At 41.3% G+C, this 21195-nt stretch carries 19 protein-coding genes; 10 read left to right on the top strand and 9 right to left on the bottom strand.

Annotated elements, in window-relative coordinates; all coding sequences use genetic code 11:
• Positions 1-120 precede the first annotated feature (120 nt).
• The 8 genes from NE535_RS05555 to gmk form a co-directional block, all read right to left on the bottom strand.
• A complete protein-coding gene (locus NE535_RS05555; protein ID WP_261297677.1) occupies positions 121-801 on the bottom strand; it encodes a hypothetical protein in 681 nt (226 codons plus the stop codon).
• 178 nt (positions 802-979) lie between these two features.
• Positions 980-1909: a calcium/sodium antiporter gene (locus tag NE535_RS05550; protein ID WP_261297676.1), complete on the bottom strand. Its 930-nt coding sequence runs from the start codon at positions 1907-1909 to the stop codon at positions 980-982.
• A gap of 152 nt (positions 1910-2061) precedes the next feature.
• Entirely contained in the window at positions 2062-3717 is a 1656-nt protein-coding gene (locus NE535_RS05545; protein ID WP_261297675.1) for an AMP-binding protein, read from the bottom strand.
• Positions 3718-4070: 353 nt separating this feature from the next.
• Positions 4071-4772, bottom strand: coding sequence for a tRNA (guanosine(18)-2'-O)-methyltransferase TrmH (gene trmH, locus NE535_RS05540; protein ID WP_261297674.1), 702 nt, complete (start codon positions 4770-4772; stop codon positions 4071-4073).
• An 82-nt stretch (positions 4773-4854) separates the two neighbouring features.
• Positions 4855-5238: a RidA family protein gene (locus NE535_RS05535; protein WP_261297673.1), complete on the bottom strand. Its 384-nt coding sequence runs from the start codon at positions 5236-5238 to the stop codon at positions 4855-4857.
• 37 nt (positions 5239-5275) lie between these two features.
• Complete coding sequence (gene spoT, locus NE535_RS05530) at positions 5276-7378, bottom strand: bifunctional GTP diphosphokinase/guanosine-3',5'-bis pyrophosphate 3'-pyrophosphohydrolase (protein ID WP_261297672.1); 2103 nt, start codon at positions 7376-7378, stop codon at positions 5276-5278.
• Positions 7379-7391: 13 nt separating this feature from the next.
• Positions 7392-7670 carry a DNA-directed RNA polymerase subunit omega gene (gene rpoZ / locus NE535_RS05525; protein WP_188735731.1) on the bottom strand — a complete coding sequence of 93 codons (279 nt, stop codon included), beginning with the start codon at positions 7668-7670 and terminating at the stop codon, positions 7392-7394.
• A 61-nt stretch (positions 7671-7731) separates the two neighbouring features.
• Positions 7732-8355: a guanylate kinase gene (gene gmk / locus NE535_RS05520; RefSeq protein WP_261297671.1), complete on the bottom strand. Its 624-nt coding sequence runs from the start codon at positions 8353-8355 to the stop codon at positions 7732-7734.
• Positions 8356-8541: 186 nt separating this feature from the next.
• On the opposite strand from gmk, the gene NE535_RS05515 reads away from it, so the two are divergent.
• From NE535_RS05515 to yjjG, 3 genes are all read left to right on the top strand, one after another.
• Positions 8542-9792 (top strand): hypothetical protein, encoded by a 1251-nt coding sequence (locus NE535_RS05515; RefSeq protein ID WP_261297670.1) that lies wholly within the window; start codon positions 8542-8544, stop codon positions 9790-9792.
• 49 nt (positions 9793-9841) lie between these two features.
• Positions 9842-10909, top strand: a complete 1068-nt coding sequence (locus NE535_RS05510; RefSeq protein ID WP_261297669.1) for an aminoglycoside phosphotransferase family protein — start codon at positions 9842-9844, stop codon at positions 10907-10909.
• A 73-nt stretch (positions 10910-10982) separates the two neighbouring features.
• On the top strand, positions 10983-11666 hold the full coding sequence (yjjG, locus tag NE535_RS05505) for a pyrimidine 5'-nucleotidase (protein ID WP_261297668.1): 684 nt from the start codon (positions 10983-10985) through the stop codon (positions 11664-11666).
• Between the two features lie 79 nt (positions 11667-11745).
• Here yjjG and NE535_RS05500 read toward each other — a convergent pair whose 3' ends face one another.
• Positions 11746-14310, bottom strand: a complete 2565-nt coding sequence (locus tag NE535_RS05500; RefSeq protein ID WP_261297667.1) for a penicillin-binding protein 1A — start codon at positions 14308-14310, stop codon at positions 11746-11748.
• Positions 14311-14496: 186 nt separating this feature from the next.
• Here NE535_RS05500 and NE535_RS05495 point away from each other — a divergent pair, with 186 nt between their 5' ends.
• From NE535_RS05495 to aroB, 7 genes are all read left to right on the top strand, one after another.
• Positions 14497-15576: a pilus assembly protein PilM gene (locus NE535_RS05495; protein WP_261297666.1), complete on the top strand. Its 1080-nt coding sequence runs from the start codon at positions 14497-14499 to the stop codon at positions 15574-15576.
• Positions 15564-16148, top strand: a complete 585-nt coding sequence (locus NE535_RS05490) for a PilN domain-containing protein (protein WP_261297665.1) — start codon at positions 15564-15566, stop codon at positions 16146-16148. The genes NE535_RS05495 and NE535_RS05490 overlap by 13 nt, the downstream gene beginning before the upstream one ends.
• Positions 16145-16759, top strand: a complete 615-nt coding sequence (locus NE535_RS05485; protein WP_261297664.1) for a type IV pilus inner membrane component PilO — start codon at positions 16145-16147, stop codon at positions 16757-16759. Before NE535_RS05490 ends, NE535_RS05485 begins: the two co-directional genes overlap by 4 nt.
• Complete coding sequence (locus tag NE535_RS05480) at positions 16760-17284, top strand: pilus assembly protein PilP (protein WP_261297663.1); 525 nt, start codon at positions 16760-16762, stop codon at positions 17282-17284. It begins immediately after the preceding gene.
• 52 nt (positions 17285-17336) lie between these two features.
• The gene (locus tag NE535_RS05475; protein ID WP_371931164.1) at positions 17337-19355 is read left to right on the top strand and encodes a type IV pilus secretin PilQ; all 2019 of its coding nucleotides are present in this window, start codon (positions 17337-17339) and stop codon (positions 19353-19355) included.
• 235 nt (positions 19356-19590) lie between these two features.
• Positions 19591-20106: a shikimate kinase AroK gene (aroK, locus tag NE535_RS05470; protein WP_188842299.1), complete on the top strand. Its 516-nt coding sequence runs from the start codon at positions 19591-19593 to the stop codon at positions 20104-20106.
• 8 nt (positions 20107-20114) lie between these two features.
• Positions 20115-21191, top strand: coding sequence for a 3-dehydroquinate synthase (gene aroB / locus NE535_RS05465; protein ID WP_261297661.1), 1077 nt, complete (start codon positions 20115-20117; stop codon positions 21189-21191).
• Positions 21192-21195 lie beyond the last annotated feature (4 nt).

Here is a 21195-nt window from a genome sequence, read left to right as displayed (position 1 = left end):
TATCGATTTCCTTATTCGACAGAATCTGAAGCAATTTGTCGATTGCAATTAAATTACCTCAAGATGGTGTTAATCACCACCTTGAAGTCATCTATTAACCTGGCAATCAGATGGTGTCTGTCATTGGGCGGTTGATTGTTGATTAAGCAGAAAGTTGGCCCAGCCATATTGCTTGTCAACGGTGAGTGCGGTTTGCCAATCTTGCATTGCGCCAGCTAAGTCTCCTTGCTCCTGTTTAGCGAGTCCACGCCAAGTGTAGGCTTCAGCATGTCCCCAGCAGAATGTGTCACAGGGTAGGTCAAATTGCTCAATAGCTTGAGTTGCCAGTAATGTCGTTTTGTCCAGCCCGCCCCCCATGATACTTGGAGTGTAAAAAGCATTAATGGCTCTCACTAAGCTTACACGAGGGTTTTGTGGCTCAAGTTGGTTTGCTTGCTGCAAAAGGGTGGCTGCTTTCATGCCGTATTCAGTACCTTTACTATTATCAACCGCAATTTGCATGCCGTACACTGCAGCCAGCAGAGCTTGAGTGTCTGCGTTGGCATGACTATTCAGTATTGTTTCAAGGGTGAGTTGAGCACTATTGAGAGATTGTGCCGCTAGCCCAATTTGACCGACAATATTGGCGGTAATGGCTAATCGGTAGTTAGCGTAAGCTTTTTCATAATCGACAGCATTGACACTATATTGTTTAAGCTCGGCGATATTCAGGGTATTTGCAGCAGTATCAATTTGTTCGATACTGGCCATAGTTGAGTAGCTAACAAAAATTAAACTGGAAACTAATAATAATGTTTTCATGGCTATATCCGTATAAGTAAGCCCAAGCAATTTGTTGGGATAGGCTTAGTATGTCGATAGGGCCGAATTGTTGTTAGCGACAAAGGTCATCAATTGAATATGACATTTGTCATCGATGAAGATTAAAAGTAAAAAGCCCCTGATAATCAGGGGCTCGAAGTATTTAGACTGCTGATGATTACACCACTTGAGAAATCAAATAGCTGGTGTATCCAATATAGCCTGCAAGCAAAACTGCACCTTCACGACGCCCGATCCGCAGGCCGCTCCAGGCGAATGGCAGTACTAAGATGGCAAAAATAATCATCGCAATAAAGTCGACTTGATTAAAACCTTCAGCCGATACTGGGTGAATTAACGCCGTTGCGCCCAAAATACCCAGTACGTTAAAGATGTTAGAGCCAACAACGTTACCAATGGCAATATCGCTTTGACCTTTCAATGCCGCCATCACCGAGGTGACCAACTCAGGCATGCTGGTGCCAATAGCCACAATGGTTAAACCAATAATGACTTCACTAATGCCAAACATTTTGGCAAGGTCGACCGCGCCACCAACAAACAATATGCCGCCGCCGACTAACATCGCGATACCCACAGCAATAAGGCCAATTGACAGCAGTGGATTTTGTGGGGTGGTATCAATATCTAACTCTTCAGGCTCATTTTTTGAACTAACATAACTGAAGACCAAATAACCGACCAACAAGCTAAATAAAATGGCGCCGTCCATAAAGCTGACAATACCATCCAGTAGCAAGAACCACACTAATATAGAGGCGCCAATCATTAATGGAATATCACGCTTCACCATTTGTGATTGGATTTTTATTGGTTTGATCAGTGCGGTGATCGCTAAGATTAAACCAATGTTGACAATGTTTGAGCCCACTACGTTGCCAAGTGCTATGCCAGGGTTACCCGCTAAAGCCGATTTTACGCTTACCGCTAATTCTGGTGCGCTGGTACCAAAGGCAACAATGGTTAAACCGATGATCAACGGTGCGATACCTAAGCGTAATGCGACAGCACTCGCACCACGAACTAACGCTTCTGCGCCGAAGGTTAAAATTATAAATCCGCCAATAATGGCCAATGCAATCAACATGATACTCTCATTAAATTAGGTTACCTAAGTGACACTATTTTTTGCACTTAAGGCGACAGTTTTGGTCGGCATATGTTGACAGAATATGTCAAAAAAATACACGCATTCAGCGTGTATTTTTTTATCTATCTCATGAATTTTAATTCATCGAGTTATAGCTCGTCTTCCCAGCGCACTTTTGCTCCACGTACACCTTCTACTTTGGCACTAAACGCTTTTTCTAACACATGACGTTTGATTTTAAGCGTAGGCGTTAGAACATCATTTTCGATGGTCCAGGGTTCTGTTACCACCACAATCGCATCGACATGTTCATGGGATTCTAAGTTAGGGTTGATACTGTCTAAGGTGGCTTTTAATGAGCTGCGCACTTCTTCTCGTGGCTGTCTGTTTGCTCCCTCAGATAATTGCACTAATGCGACAGGGTGTGGTAAACCTGAACCTATCACACAAATTAGCTCAAGGTGTGAATCTTGAGCTAACTTACGCTCAATCGGAACCGGCGCCACATATTTGCCTTTTGAAGTTTTAAAGTTGTCTTTGACTCGACCAGTAATATCTATATAGCCATCACTGTCTATTTCACATAAATCGCCAGTGTAGAAAAAGCCATCTTCATCAAACGCCGCCGCTGTGGCTTCTTCTTGTAGGTAGTAGCCTTTCATCAAGCCAGGGCTTTTAACCATTAATTCACCTTGTTCTGTTCGGCGAACCTGACAACCTTCAATGGCGCGACCTACACTGCCAATTTTATTAGGATTGAATGGGAAGTTGATAATCGAGTAAGCACAATTCTCTGTCATGCCCCATGCTTCACAGATATTCATGCCAATGCTGTGATACCACTTCAATAGTGTGGGTGGAATAGGTGCAGAGCCCGAGCCTAATAAGCGACAATGCTCTAAGCCTAAACCCTTTTGGATCTTGCGCTTAATAATGCTACTGATGATTGGGACTTTTAAGAGGAAATTAAGCTTATTCTCACCAATTTTATTGATAATGTTCAGCTGGAATAAAGTCCATAAACGCGGCACTGAGAAGAAAACCGTTGGGCGGCAGCGTTGCACATCGTTGACAAAGCTATCAAGACTTTCGACAAAGGCGACCGATGAGCCAGAATAAAAAGAGGAACCTTCAATCGCTACTCGCTCAGTAATATGGGCTAGAGGAAGATAGGATATTAATCTATCGGCAGTATTGGTTTGCAAATCACGCACGACAACGCCGCAGGTCCAGCTGTAATTCGCAAACGTATGAATGGCGCCTTTAGGTTTACCGGTTGAACCTGAGGTGTAAATTAACGTCATTGTGGTATCTGGTGTTGGATACTCGACATCCACAAGCGGTTGCCCCAAAGATAACAACTGATCCCATTGATATTGCGCAGGCATGGTGTCGTAAGGCATCGCTAAGCGTAATATATCTCCACCTACGCCAGCTTCTTGATCAGCCCAATAATCTAATTTACCAATAAAAATAGCTTTGGTACCACTGTGTTCTAACACATAACGAATGGTATCGGCATTGGCTGTTGGGTAAATAGGTACACTGATATATCCCCCGTGCATTAATGCCAGATCGGTAATAAACCATTCGGCACAATTTTTAGATAAAACGGCAACTTTGTCACCAGGCACTAAGCCTAAATGTCGCAGGGCTCCGGTAATTTGTTGCATTTTCTGTTGTACTTCACGCCAGGTAAAATCGACATATTTGCCGTTAATCGGTTGGCGTAGATAGATTTCATCACCTTGAGTGTCAACCCAATGCGCAAGCATCTCAACGGGTGTTTTCATTGCATTATTCATAGGGCTATTCTCTGATTTTTTGTTATTAATAAGACTAGTTCAAACATGCGTTTGAACTAGTATGGCGAGTTTTGAGAGCCGGTGCAAATGGTTTGCGTTGCTGCGATATTAAACGTTATCTGTTAATAACAAGCTCTGACCAGCACAAAAGTGGACGATATTTGGTCATTATTGGGGTTATTTATCGATGTTGTTAGTTGGAGGTTGAATAAATTGCGCGAGTTTGTTGTTATGTTGCCTGGTAATTGTTGGAGTTGAAGGTGCCCTGATCCCGTCTCAGTGGCATAGTACTGATTAGGCGTCTGCCACTATCTTTGACGTTATGGAGCTAGTCACAACAAGCTGATTTTTAGTTAAGCTTCATCAGCATTTGGATCGGGTTCGCGCATGCGTTGCCACCAAGTAGCATTAGCCTCTATTTGTCCTTGTGCATCAATGCTAGGGTAAGGAATGTTTTTACGTCGACAAGCTTTGGCATAAATAGGATGGCCTTGTTCAAATAACATTTTTTGACAATAAGCTTCATCTAACTGACGAGTACCATACATGCCTGCTTGCTCACGTTGGCGTTGCGCTTCATACATGATCAATGCTGAAGCCACGGATACATTCAGTGATTGCACCATTCCGAGCATTGGAATGATGATATGTTGATCGGCAATTGCAAGGCCTTCATCACTGACACCGTCACGCTCGTTACCCATGATCACGACCGTGGGTTTGGTGTAATCAATGTCTCTAAAGTCGACGGCTTTATCTGAAAAATTAGTGGCCAGCACTTGCATGCCTTGCAAATTAAACTGTTTAGCAGCTTCGCTCATGCTGCTGTATTGTAGGGTTTTGACCCACTGTTGACTCCCTGATGCCGTATTACCTGAGACTCGCATCTCTGCATCGGGCCAAACCGCATGAATTTGATGGATACCTACGGCATCAGCGGTACGAATAACAGCTGCAATATTTTGCGTTTTATGCACAGTATCTAAGCAAAGCGTTAGATCTGTTTGACGGTTATCTAGCATTTGATTAATGCGGGCGTAGCGTTCTGGACTCATAATAAATGTTCATGTCGATAAAACGAAAAGGGCGCTTAAGCGCCCTCTATTTATGGGATATACACTCACTTGAGTATCAAGCTTATAGCTCCATTATCCCGTCCATTTCAACCAATGATCCCTTTGGCAGCTCTTTAACGCCAATGGCCGCACGTGCTGGATAAGGTTGTTGGAAGTAACGGCTCATAATGTCATTCACTGTCGCAAAGTGCGATAAGTCGGTTAAGAAGATATTTAACTTAACGATGTCACTCATGTTACCGCCAGCGGCCTCACAAACAGCCGTTAAGTTTTCAAATACCTGTACAACTTGAGCAGAAAACTCATCGCTTACCATTGTCATTGTGGCTGGGTCTAATGGAATTTGACCTGAAAGATATACGGTACTGCCAACTTTGACTGCCTGTGAATAAGTACCAATTGCCTGTGGTGCTTTATCGGTCGCGATGATGATTTTTTCTGCCATGATAATATCTCTTGTTGATTGTTATGATTATTAAAGGTTATCGGTTACGCGACGTGCGTAATACTTCTGGAAGTACTCGAATACGGCGCATTACATTGGCTAAATGTACCCGATCTTTTACCGAAATACGTAAATTAATCTGGTAGACACGGCCATCACGCTCTTCGGTGCTTAAGTTATGAATATTTGAACCTGCAGAGGCAATAATCGAGGTGATTTTAGCTAAAGCACCTTGATGGTTAACAATTTCAACTCGCAAGTTGGCATGGTATTCAACGCCTTCGGCGTTATCCCAATGTACAGGGATATATTTATCTGGCTCACCTTGATAACCGCGAATATTGGCGCAATTTTCCATATGAACCACTAAACCTTTACCTGGGCTAACATGGGCAATAACCGCATCTCCAGGGATAGGTCTGCAACAATTGGCATAAGTCACTAACATGCCTTCTGCCCCACGAATTGGCATAGCGTTGCCATCTTTGGAAGCAGACTCCAGTTTTTGCCCCATCAAACGCTGTGCAATGACGATACTCATAGCATTACCCAAACCAATATCTGCCAATAATGAATCTAAATTTTTATGTTTAGTTTCTTTAATGACTTTATCGACCAGATCAACGGGGATATTTTCAATTTTAGTTTCACCCAATGCATGGTTGAGTAGGCGGCGACCTAACGCAATGGCGTTATCGCCTTTTAAGCTTTTCAGTACTTGCCTAATTTTTCCGCGCGCTTTGCCTGTGACAACAAAGTTAAGCCAAGCAGCATTTGGGCGAGCGCCTTTTGCAGTAATAATCTCGACTGTTTGACCTGAAATTAATGGCTGACTTAACGGATAAGCCTGGCGGTTAACGCGAGCACCAACGCAAGTGTTACCCACATCGGTGTGAACTTCGTAGGCGAAGTCCACTGCGGTGGCATTGACAGGTAATTCTAAAATACGCCCTTCAGGGGTAAATACATAAATCTCGTCAGGGAAAAGTTCTGTTTTGACGTTTTCGACGAATTCAAATGAACTTGATGCACTTTGCTGTAGTTCCAGCAAACTTTGCATCCATTTTCGAGCTCTGACTTGAGTGGTGCTCTGCTGAGAGGCATCGGTGTTGTTTTTATACATCCAATGCGCAGCAACCCCTTTATCTGCCATTTGGTCCATTTCTTCGGTGCGAATTTGCACTTCAACAGGCACGGCGTGAGGACCAAACAGTGATGTGTGCAACGATTGATAACCATTGGCTTTAGGGATAGCAATGTAATCTTTAAAACGGCCAGGGTGTGGTTTATATAATCCGTGCATCCACCCTAAAACGCGGTAGCAGGTGTCGATAGTATCCACTATCACCCTAAAGGCGTATATATCCATCACCTCTTCAAATTGCAGTTCTTTGTTCTGCATTTTGCGATAAATTGAGTAGAGGTTTTTTTCTCGGCCTTTTACTTTTGCCGGAATCCCAGCATCTTCTAGGCGAGTTTCAATTGCAGCTTCAATGCTGTTGATTAATTCTTTGCGATTACCACGAGCGGATTTAACCACTTCTTTAATCACCCGATATCGCATCGGGTAATAAGCTTGAAAGCCCAAATCTTCCAATTCAATTTTGATATTATGAATACCTAATCGGTTGGCGATTGGAGCATAGATTTCAAGTGTTTCACGGGCAATACGACGACGCTTGTCAGGACGAAGTGCCCCCAAGGTCCGCATGTTGTGTGTACGGTCAGCTAGTTTGATAAGAATAACGCGAATATCTTGCGTCATGGCCATCATCATTTTGCGAAAGTTTTCAGCTTGCGCTTCTTTCTTATCGCGAAACTTGATTTTATCTAGCTTAGAAACACCCTCGACTAATTCTGCTACATCGGCACCAAATAACTCTGCGAGTTCTTCTTTGGTAACGGGAGTATCTTCAATGGTGTCATGAAGTAAGGCAGCCATTAACGTCTCATAATCAAGACGCATGTCTGCAAGGATGCGGGCAACCGCAACCGGATGGGTGATGTAAGGCTCGCCACTTGTGCGCATTTGCCCTTCATGGGCATCTCGCGCAACCAAATAGGCCTGCTTGAGTAATTCTACTTGCTCCGCGTCTAAATAAGCGGAAGCCGACTCCTTGAGACCTTCAAACAGATACAAGTGGCGCTACTCCTTAAATTACACGACCTTCTGCAATGGCAGCAACAGCAGCTATTTCAGCAGCTTCGCGCTCACGGACAGTTTGACGCTCATCAGCGTCTAAAGTATTAGAGGTGACTAAACCTAATTCGATTTCGCGTAAAGCGATTACCGTAGGCTTATCATTCATCTCTTCAACCATAGGGTCTTTACCCTGCACGGCGATTTGGCGTGCACGACGCGCCGCAACCAAAATCATATCAAAACGGTTGCCGATTTTATTTACAGCGTCTTCTACAGTTACGCGAGCCATGTGTTGAAACTCCAGTGTTATCTATGGGGAAAAAATGACGCAAAATTGTACACTAAGACAATTAATTTGCCAATAGATCGACAAGCATACCATTGTGAGTATGGCTCTGACTAGCACAGGTTAGTCGTTGGCTACGAATGATTGCTTGTAAATCAACTAATGCAGTATCGAAATCGTCATTCACAATGACAAAATCGTATTGAGTATAATGGGACATTTCTGATACTGCCTGAGCCATGCGGCTATCAATCACGTCTTGGCTATCTTGTCCGCGTCCCGTTAAACGGCGAGCTAATTCTGTTTTTGATGGTGGTAAAATAAATACCCCAACCGCTTCAGGCATCAGCTTTTTAACTTGCTCTCCGCCTTGCCAATCTATGTCTAAAAAAACGTCTATACCTTTGGCTAAAGTTTGTTCGATAACAGTACGTGACGTACCATAATAATTACCAAATACTTCAGCCCATTCAAAAAAGGCATTGGCAGCAATTAATGCTTTGAACTCTTCAATACTGACAAAATGGTAATGTTGACCATTCACTTCCCCCGGGCGCGGTTGACGCGTGGTATGAGAGACAGAAACTTGCATATCACTGGGTTTATCTTTTAACAGTGCTGATATCAAAGAAGACTTTCCTGCGCCACTGGGGGCTGACACAATAAAAAGATTGCCACGAATAGTCATAGTGTTGCTGTTCTCGTAATAGGGTTAAGAAAGCTTAATATTATAACTCAACAGAAACGGGCAACATAGCCATAAAATTACAGCTTACAGAGATTGTAATCAACACTCTCTTTTTTGAGTGATTCATATTAAAATACGCGCCGTGGCTCAAACGAGTCGCCTGGCTTACGATTCAAGGATTTTTTAATGCAGTTAAACACGCTTTGGTGCTATCAGGGCCGCGACAATGCCTACCGTTTTATGGCAATCACATTAGCAAGTTTTGGCATTTTGCCATTAGTGAGCCTGATTTTTCCACAAAGTGTGCTGATTCTATTTGTCACTTTGCTCAGCTGCGTTGTGATGGGCTTGTCGACAGCCCGACGCCTAATTGATGCGGCGAAACCAGTTTATTGGGTATTAATGCCATTATTACCTCATGTGTTGTTTGGCTTGAGTTGTTACTGGTTTTGGCCATTAGGCGTGATCACCGGAATTGGTTTGTTAGGCGTTGCTTGTAGTACGTTTATTAGTTTTTTCCCTGCCAAAGATACGCAGGTTAAGTATGTTGAAGGCTATTTTGGTGCCAAAGCGCAGCCCCAAGCGATATTAGGCCGAGCAAGAAAACGTCATGAACCACAAGTGTTTGGCCAAAATGTAAATGACACCGCAAAATCAGCAAGTCAACAGCCCTCAATCGCTGTTGATAGTGTCCCTTCTGAGGTAAATGTATCGGCCTTTAATGACTTAGAAGGCCACAACAAAGGCATAAGAGCAGAATCTTTGATTAGCGAGCCTTTTATCACCGCCAATGATGAAACCAATGAACCTTCATTGGCAAAATCATGGCAAGCATCGCATCGTTTTGATGTTGACCATGATGCATTAGACACTGGCTCTGTAACCGAATTGGTAAAATCTTGGCTTAACCGCGCCAAAGAACATCATGTTCCGCTGCTTTGGGCTGCAAAGATTGCTGGTGTATTATTGATATCAGGGCTGATTGTGTGGGGACTGGTGAGTTTAACCGGTGGTGAAAGTGATACTGACGAGAATGTTACTGCTTCACAACCTCAAGTTGAGCCGCAAGTTGATCGTATTTCAGCCAAGTTACCTGATGGTTTTTGGATTGTGATGCAAAATGACATTTTTATTCTTCGTTGGTTGGGTGATACAGGTGAGGCTCAGAATATATGGCGGCTTGATACCGCTAAGGGCGATAAAGCTTGTAGCGAATTAGTATTCAATGATGGCAGCCAATATCGTCCTATTACTGTTGATTTATTGAACGATGAGGCCACGGAAGCGCGTTTTTCACCTTTAGATAACAAATCTATTATTAATCACATTGCAATGCGTGGTAGTTTTAAACTTTGTGGCTATGACTTCAGCCTAAAAGGCAGTCAAGCGACCTTGATGCAGCATCAAGTATTTGCAGATTATTTACCGACTAATTAAAGAAATATCGTTAATCAGATTTAGCGACAAGATGAAATGGAGTGTGTGAGTGAGTGATTTTATTAGGCAGCAAGTGTTGCCTCACTATGGTATTGGTTTCGATAAGGTCACTATCTCAGCGCTTGGAAATGGACATATAAATCAAACCTATTTAGTGCGTTGGCCTCAAGGTGAGTTTGTATTACAAAAAATAAACACCGATGTATTTACTCAACCGCAGGAATTACTCCAAAACGCACGCTATATCAGTGAACACTTACAGCAACAGCAAGATGCTCATTGTTATAAATTACAGGTTGTTAAGCCTGTACAAACCCAAGATAACCAATATGGCGTAGATTTGAAATCGCTTGGCTTTTGGCGGGCAATCACGTATCTGCCTAACAGTCATACCATTGAAGTGGTCAATAATACTGAGCAAGCAAAAATGGCTGCGAGTGCATTTGGTCACTTTGCCGCAGCATTGAGCTCATTAAGCCCCAATTGCATTAAAGATGTAATCGATGACTTCTTAAATTTGCCCTTTAGATTAAACCAATTGAAACAAGCCGTGACTAACGACAAATGTCAGCGTTTGGCTGGATGTCAGCAATGGGTTGATTTGGTCTTTAGCCAAACCACCTTATTTGAAGAGCTAAAACGTGTTGAATCATTGTTGCCACTCAGGGTTTGTCATAACGATACCAAAATCAACAATATGCTGTTTGATAAGCGCGACATGTCTAGCATGGCGATCATTGATTTGGATACCTGTATGAAAGGGTATTTAATGTATGATTTTGGCGATATGGTGCGCGCTTTTTGTTCGCCAGAAGAAGAAGATTCTACTGCTTTAGATAAGGTCATCGCTAGGCCGGAAATTATCGCCTCGGCAAGTGAAAGTTATATTAATGCCCTTGATGGTATTATCACTCCGATAGAAAAACGCAGTTTATGGTTAGGCATTAAAGTGATGGCATTAATGTTGGGAAGTCGTTTTTTAGCTGATCATATCAATGGTGATGTATATTTTTCTATCCATAAGCCTAATCATAATCTTGATCGTGCAGCGAACCAATTGACGATTTTTACAAGTTTGTTAGCGCAAGAGTCGCAATTAAAGCCTTTATTTGAATAGAGCGGTTTAAAAATCCACATAAAATAGTCGAGGTCGATTAAGTTAATCGACTTAACTTGTTTGAGTACAAATAATGCATATTTCAAAATACCAGTGGATACTATTCGATGCTGATGAAACCTTATTTCATTTTGATGCATTCGCTGGGCTTAAGTTATTATTCTCAAAATATAACGTTGCCTTTAGCCAATCTGATTTTGACCATTATCAAAAAGTGAATAAACCGCTTTGGGTTGAGTATCAAAATGGAACGATTAATGCGCACACATTACAAACTCAAAGGTTTGTCGAGTGGGGAGCCAAGTTGGCGGTAAAGCCAGAACAGCTTAACCATGATTTTTTAATGGCAATGGCGGATATTTGTCAGCCGTTACCTGGAGCAAAGGCTCTTATTGATGCCTTAATTGGTAAAGTTAACCTTGGTATCATCACCAATGGTTTTACACAGTTACAGCAAGCGCGTTTACAAAAAACCGGTATGGATAGTGCATTCTCACATGTGATTATTTCTGAACAAGTGGGTAAAGCAAAACCAGATAAAGCGATATTTGAGCATGCTTTTGAAAAAATGGGGCGGCCGCAAAAACACCAAGTGCTAATGGTTGGGGATACCCTTCAATCAGATATTTTAGGTGGAATAAATGCCGGTGTTGAAACCTGCTGGTTAAATGCCAATGGCCTAGCAAATGATGAAAATATTCAACCCCATTACCAAGTATCTTCGTTAACTGAGTTACATCAGCGCTTGTTTTTATAATATAAGCACACCTAAAAAAGCCGCCTTAAGTTTTCACTTAAGGCGGCTTTTTAGTCAATTGATTCTATTTTTATCAATTCTATTGAAACAAATCTTCTGCAACATTATCAATAAATATCTCGCCAGATTCTTGTGCTTCAGTGGCATATTCTTTAGGTTCAGTACCCTCAACGAAGTACTCGAAAGCCGTGGTATGGTCGGTTTTGCGAGTGAGTTTACCGGTTTCTAAATCAATACGAACAGACACAATACCCTTCGGTGGCTCAGTTGAGTGTTCAGGAGTGCCCTTTAAGGCTTTATTCATAAAGTCATTCCACCCAGGCCCTGCTGTTTTAGCGCCAGCTTCTGCCCCTGATATTTGATCGGGTGCACCATTAGCCATCCAGCTTGCTCGGCCAAGTTGACGACCATGATCATCAAAACCAACCCAGAAGGTAGAGGTTAATGTTGGATTAAAACCACTAAACCAAGTATCGCGCGATTCATTGGTTGTCCCTGTTTTACCTGCAATGTCATGGCGCTTAATCAATTTTGAGGCGCGCCAGGCCGTACCATTCCAGCCCGTACCTTTACTCCAATCACCACCGCCCCAAATTACGCTTTTCAATGATTCAGTAATTAAGAATGCCGTTTGCTCAGTGATGATTTGATTCGCATAACGACCATTTTCACGATTACAGACCAATTCAGTATCGCTATTTTCAGCGGTCAATTCATTGTTCGTAGATGAAATATCTGCAAAGGTATCGTTGTGAGTATTGTCATCGGCTTGCTGGTTAAACGAATCGTCAGCGGCAACAGTGGCAGGCGAACAAGCTAAAGTGGGCGAGGCTTGTTCAATGATATTGTCATAAGCATCCGTGACGTGGTCAATGAAATAAGGCTCAACTAAATAACCGCCGTTAGCAAAAACGTTAAACGCAGTAGCAACTTGCAAAGGTGTGACTGAAGGTGAGCCCAAAGCTAATGATTCGTTACGGGGTAAATCTTTTGCATCAAAGCCGAATTTTACCAGTTCATCGATAGTGTTTTGCAAACCAGCATGACGCATTGCTCGTACAGACATGACGTTGATCGATTGTGCTAAACCCACACGTAAACGAGTGGGGCCGCCGTAGATATCGGGTGAATTTTTAGGTCGCCAAGCAGTACCTTGTCGAGTATCAGGTTTATTAATCGGAGCATTATTGATCAAGGTGGCCAATGTCCAATCTTGTTCTAATGTCGTAGCGTAAATAAACGGTTTGATGTTTGAACCCAATTGACGTTTTGCCTGTGTCACTCGGTTAAATTGGCTTTGGCTGAAACTAAATCCCCCGACCAGAGTACGGATGGCACCATCAAATGGGTCAAGGCTAACGGTGGCACTGGACACTTCAGGGATCTGTGATAATTGCCAGAACTCACCGTTATTTCGGACGTAAACTTGTTGCCCAACTTGTAAAATATCGCTCGCGAGTTTAGGGGGTAAACTTTGGCGTTTATCACTGATAAACTTACGAGCCCACTTTAATCCTGCCCAATCAATGGTGATCTCTTGGCCATTGGCCAGTAAGACGTTAGCTTGTTTTTCAGCGATATCCATTACCGCAGCAGGCAAAATACCTTGCATAGGTTCAGTTTTTTTCAATTGCTCAATAATTTCGTCACGGACTAAAGGCGTTTCCGTCCAAAGTTGAGAAATCGGGCCGCGATAACCATGGCGTTGATCATAAGCAAAAACGTTATCACGTAATGCTTCTTGAGCCATTAATTGTAATTCAGACGAAATGGTTGTGTAGACGTTATATCCATTTGTATAAGCCGCTTCTTCACCATACTTCTGAATCATATAGTCACGCGCCATTTCAGAAATATATGGCGCATATAAATCAATTTCTGCGCCGTGGTATTTTGCCGAAATAGGCGTATCAATCGCTTCTTGATACAGGGCTTGAGTAATGTTGTTTTTTTCCAACATACGACTTAACACCCAATTTCGACGTGCCATAGCTCTTGCTGGATTACGTATAGGGTTGGCAGCAGAAGGTGCTTGAGGTAAGCCCGCAATCATCGCTATTTCAGGTAATGTTAGCTCATGTAAATTTTTGCCATAGTAAACCTGTGCAGCAGCCCCGACACCATAAGCCCGGTTACCTAAAAATGATCGATTTAAATACAGTGTGAGAATTTCTTCTTTGTTTAGGGTTTTTTCAATTTTTAAAGCTAAAAAGATTTCTTTGATTTTTCGAATATAGGTTTTTTCATTCGATAAAAAGAATCCTCGGGCAACCTGCTGGGTAATAGTACTTGCGCCTTGGCTTTTTTTACCCGTCGTAACTAAAATTGTTGCAGCACGAATAATACCGATCGGATCGATACCTTTATGTTCAAAAAAACGCGCATCTTCGGTATCAAGTACCGCGTTAATCAGTTGTTGAGGAACCTCATTGTATTCAACAGGGACGCGACGTTTTTCGCCAAATTGTGAAATAAGTTTGCCATCGCTACTGTATATGCGTAGCGGTGTTTGTAATTGAACCGTCTTTAAGGAGTTAACGTCAGGTAGGTCTGGTAATACATAAAAATAAGCAGCAGCAATTGCGCCTACACCGAGTAAAGCTAAACTAAAGAAGGCAATTAGTAATCTTTTAAACCACTTCACACATGTATTCCAACATCTTAAATAGGACCAGTAGTATATAAGCCATGAGCATTTTGGTGAAGTAAAAACATGTAAACTAAAAATAGTATTTGTAAAATATAGAAACATTTTATACAAATAAGTGTAACGAGATGATTTTGTGCTACTATCTTTTTAAAACAATAATAGAATTTGTGATGACGGAATATGCTTTCTAAATTATGGAAGCGTCAAGCTCCGCAAATGGTGGGTGTCGATATTGGTTCCCATGAAGTCAAAGCCATATTGCTCAGTAAGACTGCTGATGGATATAAAATTCAAAATTACGCGACGGTGCCAATTAAAAAGGGCGCAGTTGCTGATCATGATATTCGAGATTCTGAAGCTGTATTAGAATCTTTGAGACAACTGAAGCGTTCTTTGCCTAAAGGGGTGAAGTTTGCCGCTGTTGCTGTTTCTGGTTCTGCGGTGATGACTAAAGTGATTTACATGGACGCTTCATTAAATGAAGAAGAAATGGAAGCTCAAATCGAAATCGAAGCCGACAACCTTATTCCTTATTCTCTGGATGAAGTCAGTATCGATTTTGAGACCTTAAGCCCAAACATCACTGACCCGTCGAAAGTCGATGTTTTGCTAAGTGCTTGCCGTACTGAGAATATTGATGCTCGTGTTGATGCACTAGATGCAGTTGAGCTTGATGTTAAAGTGGTTGATGTTGAGGGGTATGCGTTAGGGCGCTCTGCTGAGCTTATTTATGCCCAATTACCCGATGGCGCCAAAGATAAAATTATAGCCATGGTAGACATTGGTGCCAATATCACCACGTTTGCAGTTGTTGAAAAAGGTGAAACAACCTTTATTCGAGAGCAGGCATTTGGTGGTGAGTTATTCACACAATCTATTTTATCTTTCTACGGTATGCCATATGCAGAAGCTGAATTAGCTAAAGTAACAAGTAACCTACCTAGAAATTATATGTTTGAAGTGTTGTCTCCATTCCAAACACAACTGTTGCAGCAAATTAAACGTACCTTACAAATCTATTGTACCGCCAGCGGCCGTGAAAAAGTCGATTATGTGGTGTTGTGTGGTGGTACAGGTAAGTTAGAAGGCATGACAACGGTATTAACCAATGAGCTTGGTGTTCATGCAATCGTTGCCGACCCGTTTCAAGGTTGCTTGCATGCCGATGAAGCAATTAAATCCCAATTACAGCCATCAATTAACAAGTTCATGGTAGCAAGTGGCTTGGCGCTGAGGAGTTACGCTCAATGGCGAACATAAACTTACTTCCGTGGCGTGAAGAAGCACGGGAAAAACAAAAACGTGATTTTATTGGTATTCTTGCCCTAGTATTTTTGGTCACGTCTTTACTGGTATATTTGTTTATTAGTTATCTTGAATTAGTGACCGATGATCAGCGTCAACGTAACAGTTATTTACAGTCAGAAATTAGTTTATTAGACACTCAGATCGCCGAAATCAAGAAAATTACCGAGCGTAAAAAAGATATTGAGCGTCGAACTGAAATTATTTTAGGTCTTCAGCAATCACGTAATTTGCCGACACATGTATTAGATGAGTTGGTGAGAATTGTGCCACCAGGGATCTATCTATCTAGTATTGAGAAAAAAGGCAGTATTCTTTGGATTGAAGGACGCAGCGAATCAAATAACAACGTTGCAAATATGATGAGGAAAGTTAAAACCTCAAGTTATTTAACTGATCCAAGTATGCAATCCATTATTTCTCAAAATGAAGATTTACGTCAGCTACAGCGCTTTAAATTAAGAGTATCGATTACTGACGAATTTGGTAATAAAGCCCTTGATATGCAACAAGGAGCGAAAAAATGAATCTTGATTTAGACCAATTTAATGATATTGATTTTGAGAATATTGGCGGCTGGCCTAAATTAGTCAAGCTAGTGTTTGCTGGATTCTTATCTTTATGTGTTATCGGTGCCAGTTATTATTTATTTATTGCTGATACGATTGCCGTTATGGAATCTGAGCAGAAAAAAGAAATTGAATTAAAAGCCGATTTTGAAACTAAATATCAATTAGCTGCTAATCTAAAGTTATACCGTGAACAATTAGTCATTATGGAAGCACAATTTGCTGAATTATTGAAAATGCTTCCATCAGAAAATGAGATGCCTGGTTTATTGGACGATATTACTTTTGTAGCCACAGATTCAGGTTTAAGAATAAACAGTTTAGATTGGGAAGATGAAATTGAGCGTGACTTTTATATTGAATTTCCAATTCGGTTAAATGTTGAGGGTGATTATCATCAAATTGGTAATATGGTGAGTGGAGTCGCAAAACTTCCTCGTATTGTTAGTTTGCATGATTTTAGTATCACACATAAAGAAGACGGTGGTTTGTCGATGGCGATTCTCGCTAAGACATATCGCTTTAAAGAAGGTGCTGAGTTACCTAAAGATGCTAAGGGGAAGAAATAAATGAAATTCTTACCCGCACTGATTGGTGTTAGTGTCAGCTTAATGCTAACTGGCTGTATTGGCGACAGAAGTGATTTAGAGCTGTTTGTGACAACGACTAAAGCACAACATGTTGCGCGCATACCGCCGCTAAAAGAAACACCAAAATTTGAGCACTTTATTTACCAAGCTGAATTGATGCGCAGTCCGTTTATTCCGCCATCAAGAGAATTAACCGAAGAAGTTATCGATACGTCAAAAGACTGTTTGCAGCCTGATTTAAAAAGGCGTAAAAGCCGTTTAGAGACTTATGCGTTAGATAACCTTAGGATGCGTGGAACGTTAAGTGAAGACGATGAAATTTGGGCTTTAATTGAATCAGCAGATACCAATGTTTATCGTATGGGTGTAGGTGAGTATTTAGGGCTTTATCATGGTCGCATTTCAAATGTAACGCCCCAATACATCGAAATTATAGAATTAATCCCTGATGGTTCAGGTTGTTGGGCAGAACGCCCAAGCAACTTAGAATTATCAGGCAAGTAACCGTGCGAAGGATGAGGGAATAATGAAATCTTCTGCCGCGATGAGAAAATCAATGACGAATTCATCAACAGTTAAAACCCTGTTAGGGGTGGTATTATTAATGTGCGCAATTCCAAGCGCAGTTGCTGCTAATCGTCTATTAGATGTGAAATATCACTCTGTTGTCGATCATCAATTAGAATTAGAGCTTGTGTTTGAATCCGCTGTAACGTCTCCTACTGTAGACTTATCAGCCAACCCTGCTGAAATTATTTTAAATTTTGATGAAACAACATCTAACTTACCAAAGGACGAACTGCCAATTGATAGCGTTGGTGTTAAATCCTTAACGACTCAGCAGCAAGCGAACGGATTAACTATCGTCGTCGCTTTAAAAGACGTGAAACCTTATCAAGGTAAAATTGAAGGTAATACCTATCGTTTAACGATAAACGATGCGGTTTCAGGCCCATCAAGTGCCGATAATCCATTTGTAAATACGGTTAATAGCATCGATTTTCGTCGTAATGCGAAAGGTGGTGGTGAGATATTATTTAATTTAAGTAATCGCTCAGTCGCTGCTAATGTTGAACAAGTTGGCGCCAAATTAGAAATCAAACTTTACAATACCAATATTGGCAGTGATTTATTGTATGTCATGGATGTAGAGGACTTCGCGACACCAGTCAGTAGTTTCGAAACATTTAAAGAAGATTTAACCTCACGAATTTTAGTCGATGTGAATGGTAATTACGAATACAATTACAAGCAAGACGGTAATGTATTTAAAGTTAACATTGATAAAATTGAACGATTAGCGGTTGCTAAAGAAGACAAAAAATACAACGGTCGTTCACTATCGTTAAACTTTCAAAGCATTTCAGTTCGAACGGTATTACAGATTATTGCCGATTATAATAACTTTAACTTAGTCACTAGCGACACGGTTGAAGGTGATATTACGCTACGTTTAGATGACGTACCTTGGGACCAAGCTTTAGATTTAATTCTACAAACTAAAGGCCTTGATAAGCGCATTGAAGGTAATATTTTAATGGTTGCCCCTAGTGAAGAGTTGGCAATTCGTGAAAGTAATGATCTTAAAAACAAACAAGAAGTAAAAGAGTTAGCGCCTTTATATTCTGAGTTTTTACAAATTAATTATGCTAAGGCATTAGACATAGCAGAATTGTTGAAAGGAACTGATTCAAGTTTACTATCAAGTCGTGGTAGCGTTGCTGTTGACGCACGTACTAACACATTACTGGTGAAAGACACTGCAGAAATATTAGAAAGCATTCATCGACTCATCGAAGTGTTAGATATTCCAATCAAGCAGGTATTAATCGAATCGCGTATGGTGACCGTAAAAGACGATGTATCTGAAGATTTAGGTATTCGCTGGGGCATTACCGATCAGCAAGGCACTAAAGGTACTTCAGGCTCGCTTGAAGGTGCTGGCAGCATTGCTGGCGGTATTATTCCTGGGTTAGATGATCGCTTAAACGTTAATTTACCCGCAGCGGTTTCTAATCCAACTAGCATTGCTTTCCATGTTGCAAAATTAGCTGATGGTACCGTGCTGGATTTAGAATTAAGTGCACTTGAACAAGAAAACAAAGGCGAAATTATCGCAAGCCCACGTATCACTACGTCAAATCAAAAAGCAGCATACATTGAGCAAGGTGTTGAAATTCCTTATGTGGAATCTGCGTCAAGTGGTGCAACATCAGTGAGCTTTAAAAAAGCGGTTTTATCTCTTCGAGTCACACCGCAAATAACGCCTGACAATCGCGTGATTCTCGATTTAGAAATCACCCAAGATTCTCAAGGTAAAACAGTTCAAACCCCAACTGGTGAAGCTGTATCTATTGATACTCAACGTATCGGTACTCAAGTATTAGTTGATAATGGCGAAACCATTGTTTTGGGTGGTATCTATCAACAAAACTTAATCAGCAGAGTGAGTAAAGTACCTGTTTTGGGTGATATTCCTCTGGTTGGTTTCTTATTTAGAAACACAACAGACCGAAATGAGCGTCAAGAACTACTGATTTTCGTGACACCAAAGATTATTTCTGAAAAGTTATAATCAATAATCAAATGATAAAGGCCAGCTAAATCAAGCTGGCTTTTGTTTTTGGCGTAAGCTATAACACTTTTATTTAATAAAATTGTTATAAATTGCCAGCATCGCTTGCCAGCAATGGCCCTAAACTGAGATAATCCTCCGTCAAGTCTCAATAGAGCAAGGTAATATTTTAAGCGGTCGGCTGTCTCTTTAGTCGATCAGGCATTCTTTTATATAAGATTCAGACGTATACGAAATGGCTGAAAAACGTAATATTTTTCTAGTAGGCCCTATGGGCGCAGGTAAAAGCACAATTGGCCGTCATTTGGCTCAAATGCTGCATTTAGAATTCCACGATTCTGATCACGAGATCGAGCAAAGAACAGGCGCTGATATCGCTTGGGTGTTCGATGTTGAAGGTGAAGAAGGTTTCCGTCGTCGTGAAGCACAAGTCATTGCTGATCTTTCAGAAAGGCAAGGTATTGTACTCGCAACAGGCGGTGGTTCGGTTCAGAGCAAAGATATTCGCAACTATCTTTCTGCTCGCGGTATCGTGGTGTATTTAGAGACGACTATCGACAAGCAAGTTGCTCGTACGCAACGTGATAAACGTCGTCCATTACTGCAAGTTGATGACCCACGCGAAGTTCTTGAGAACTTAGCAGAATCGCGTAATCCTTTGTACGAAGAGATTGCCGATGTCATCGTTAAAACAGACGAACAAAGTGCGAAAATTGTCGCAAATCAAATAATTGAGCAACTCGGTTTTTAGGTAAAACAATGCAACAAATTCAGGTTGATTTAGGTGATAGAAGTTACCCCATTTATATAGGCCAGAATTTGATGCATGAAAGCGAAATATTTAATCGCTACCTTGCAAACAAGAACGTACTCATCGTTAGCAATGACACTATTGCCCCTTTGTACTTAGCGACATTGGAAAAGGCAATGGTGTCTTGTGCGTCAATTAAAAAAGTTATTCTTCCTGATGGTGAAAAATATAAAACTCTAGAGTATTTAGATGTCATTTTTTCAGCATTATTGGAACATAATTTTGCCAGAGATTCAGTGTTGGTCGCGCTGGGTGGGGGTGTTATCGGTGATATGACCGGTTTCGCTGCTGCATGTTACCAGCGTGGAGTGGATTTTGTGCAAGTACCAACTACATTACTATCTCAAGTAGATTCATCTGTAGGCGGTAAAACGGCAGTAAACCACCCATTGGGTAAAAACATGATTGGGGCATTTTATCAGCCGCAAAGTGTTATTATCGATACCGAATGCCTAAAAACATTACCTGCAAATGAATTTTCAGCAGGTATGGCCGAAGTGATCAAGTATGGCATTATTTGGGACAGTGAGTTTTTTGTTTGGTTAGAGCAAAATGTTGAAGCGTTAAAAGCTCTTGATACACGAGCATTAAGCTACACAATTGCTAAATGTTGCCAAATTAAAGCTGATGTCGTCAATCAAGATGAAACAGAACGAGGAGTGCGTGCGCTACTCAATCTAGGTCATACATTTGGTCATGCAATTGAAGCTGAAATGGGCTATGGTGCATGGTTACATGGTGATGCGGTTGCTGCAGGCACAATTCTTGCTGCAGAAACAGCACATAAGTTAAATTTGATCGATGAGTCAATTGTTTGTCGAATTAGAGACTTGTTTGTAGCTTTTGATTTACCTATTGAAGCTCCTAGCTCAATGGATTTTGATAGCTTTATTAAGCATATGCGGCGCGACAAAAAAGTATTGGCAGGTAAGATTAGATTGATTTTACCTACCGGTTTAGGTCAGGCAGACGTGTTCAGTGATGTCAGTGAAGATCTACTTGAACAGGTGATCAGCCGCGCATAAAGGA

Origin of the sequence: Shewanella holmiensis, assembly GCF_025370255.1 — a bacterium.
In the GTDB taxonomy this organism is placed as follows: Bacteria; Pseudomonadota; Gammaproteobacteria; order Enterobacterales; family Shewanellaceae; genus Shewanella; species Shewanella holmiensis.
The sequence above is the reverse complement of the archived record's forward strand: the minus strand, read 5'-3'. Positions and strand labels throughout refer to the sequence as shown.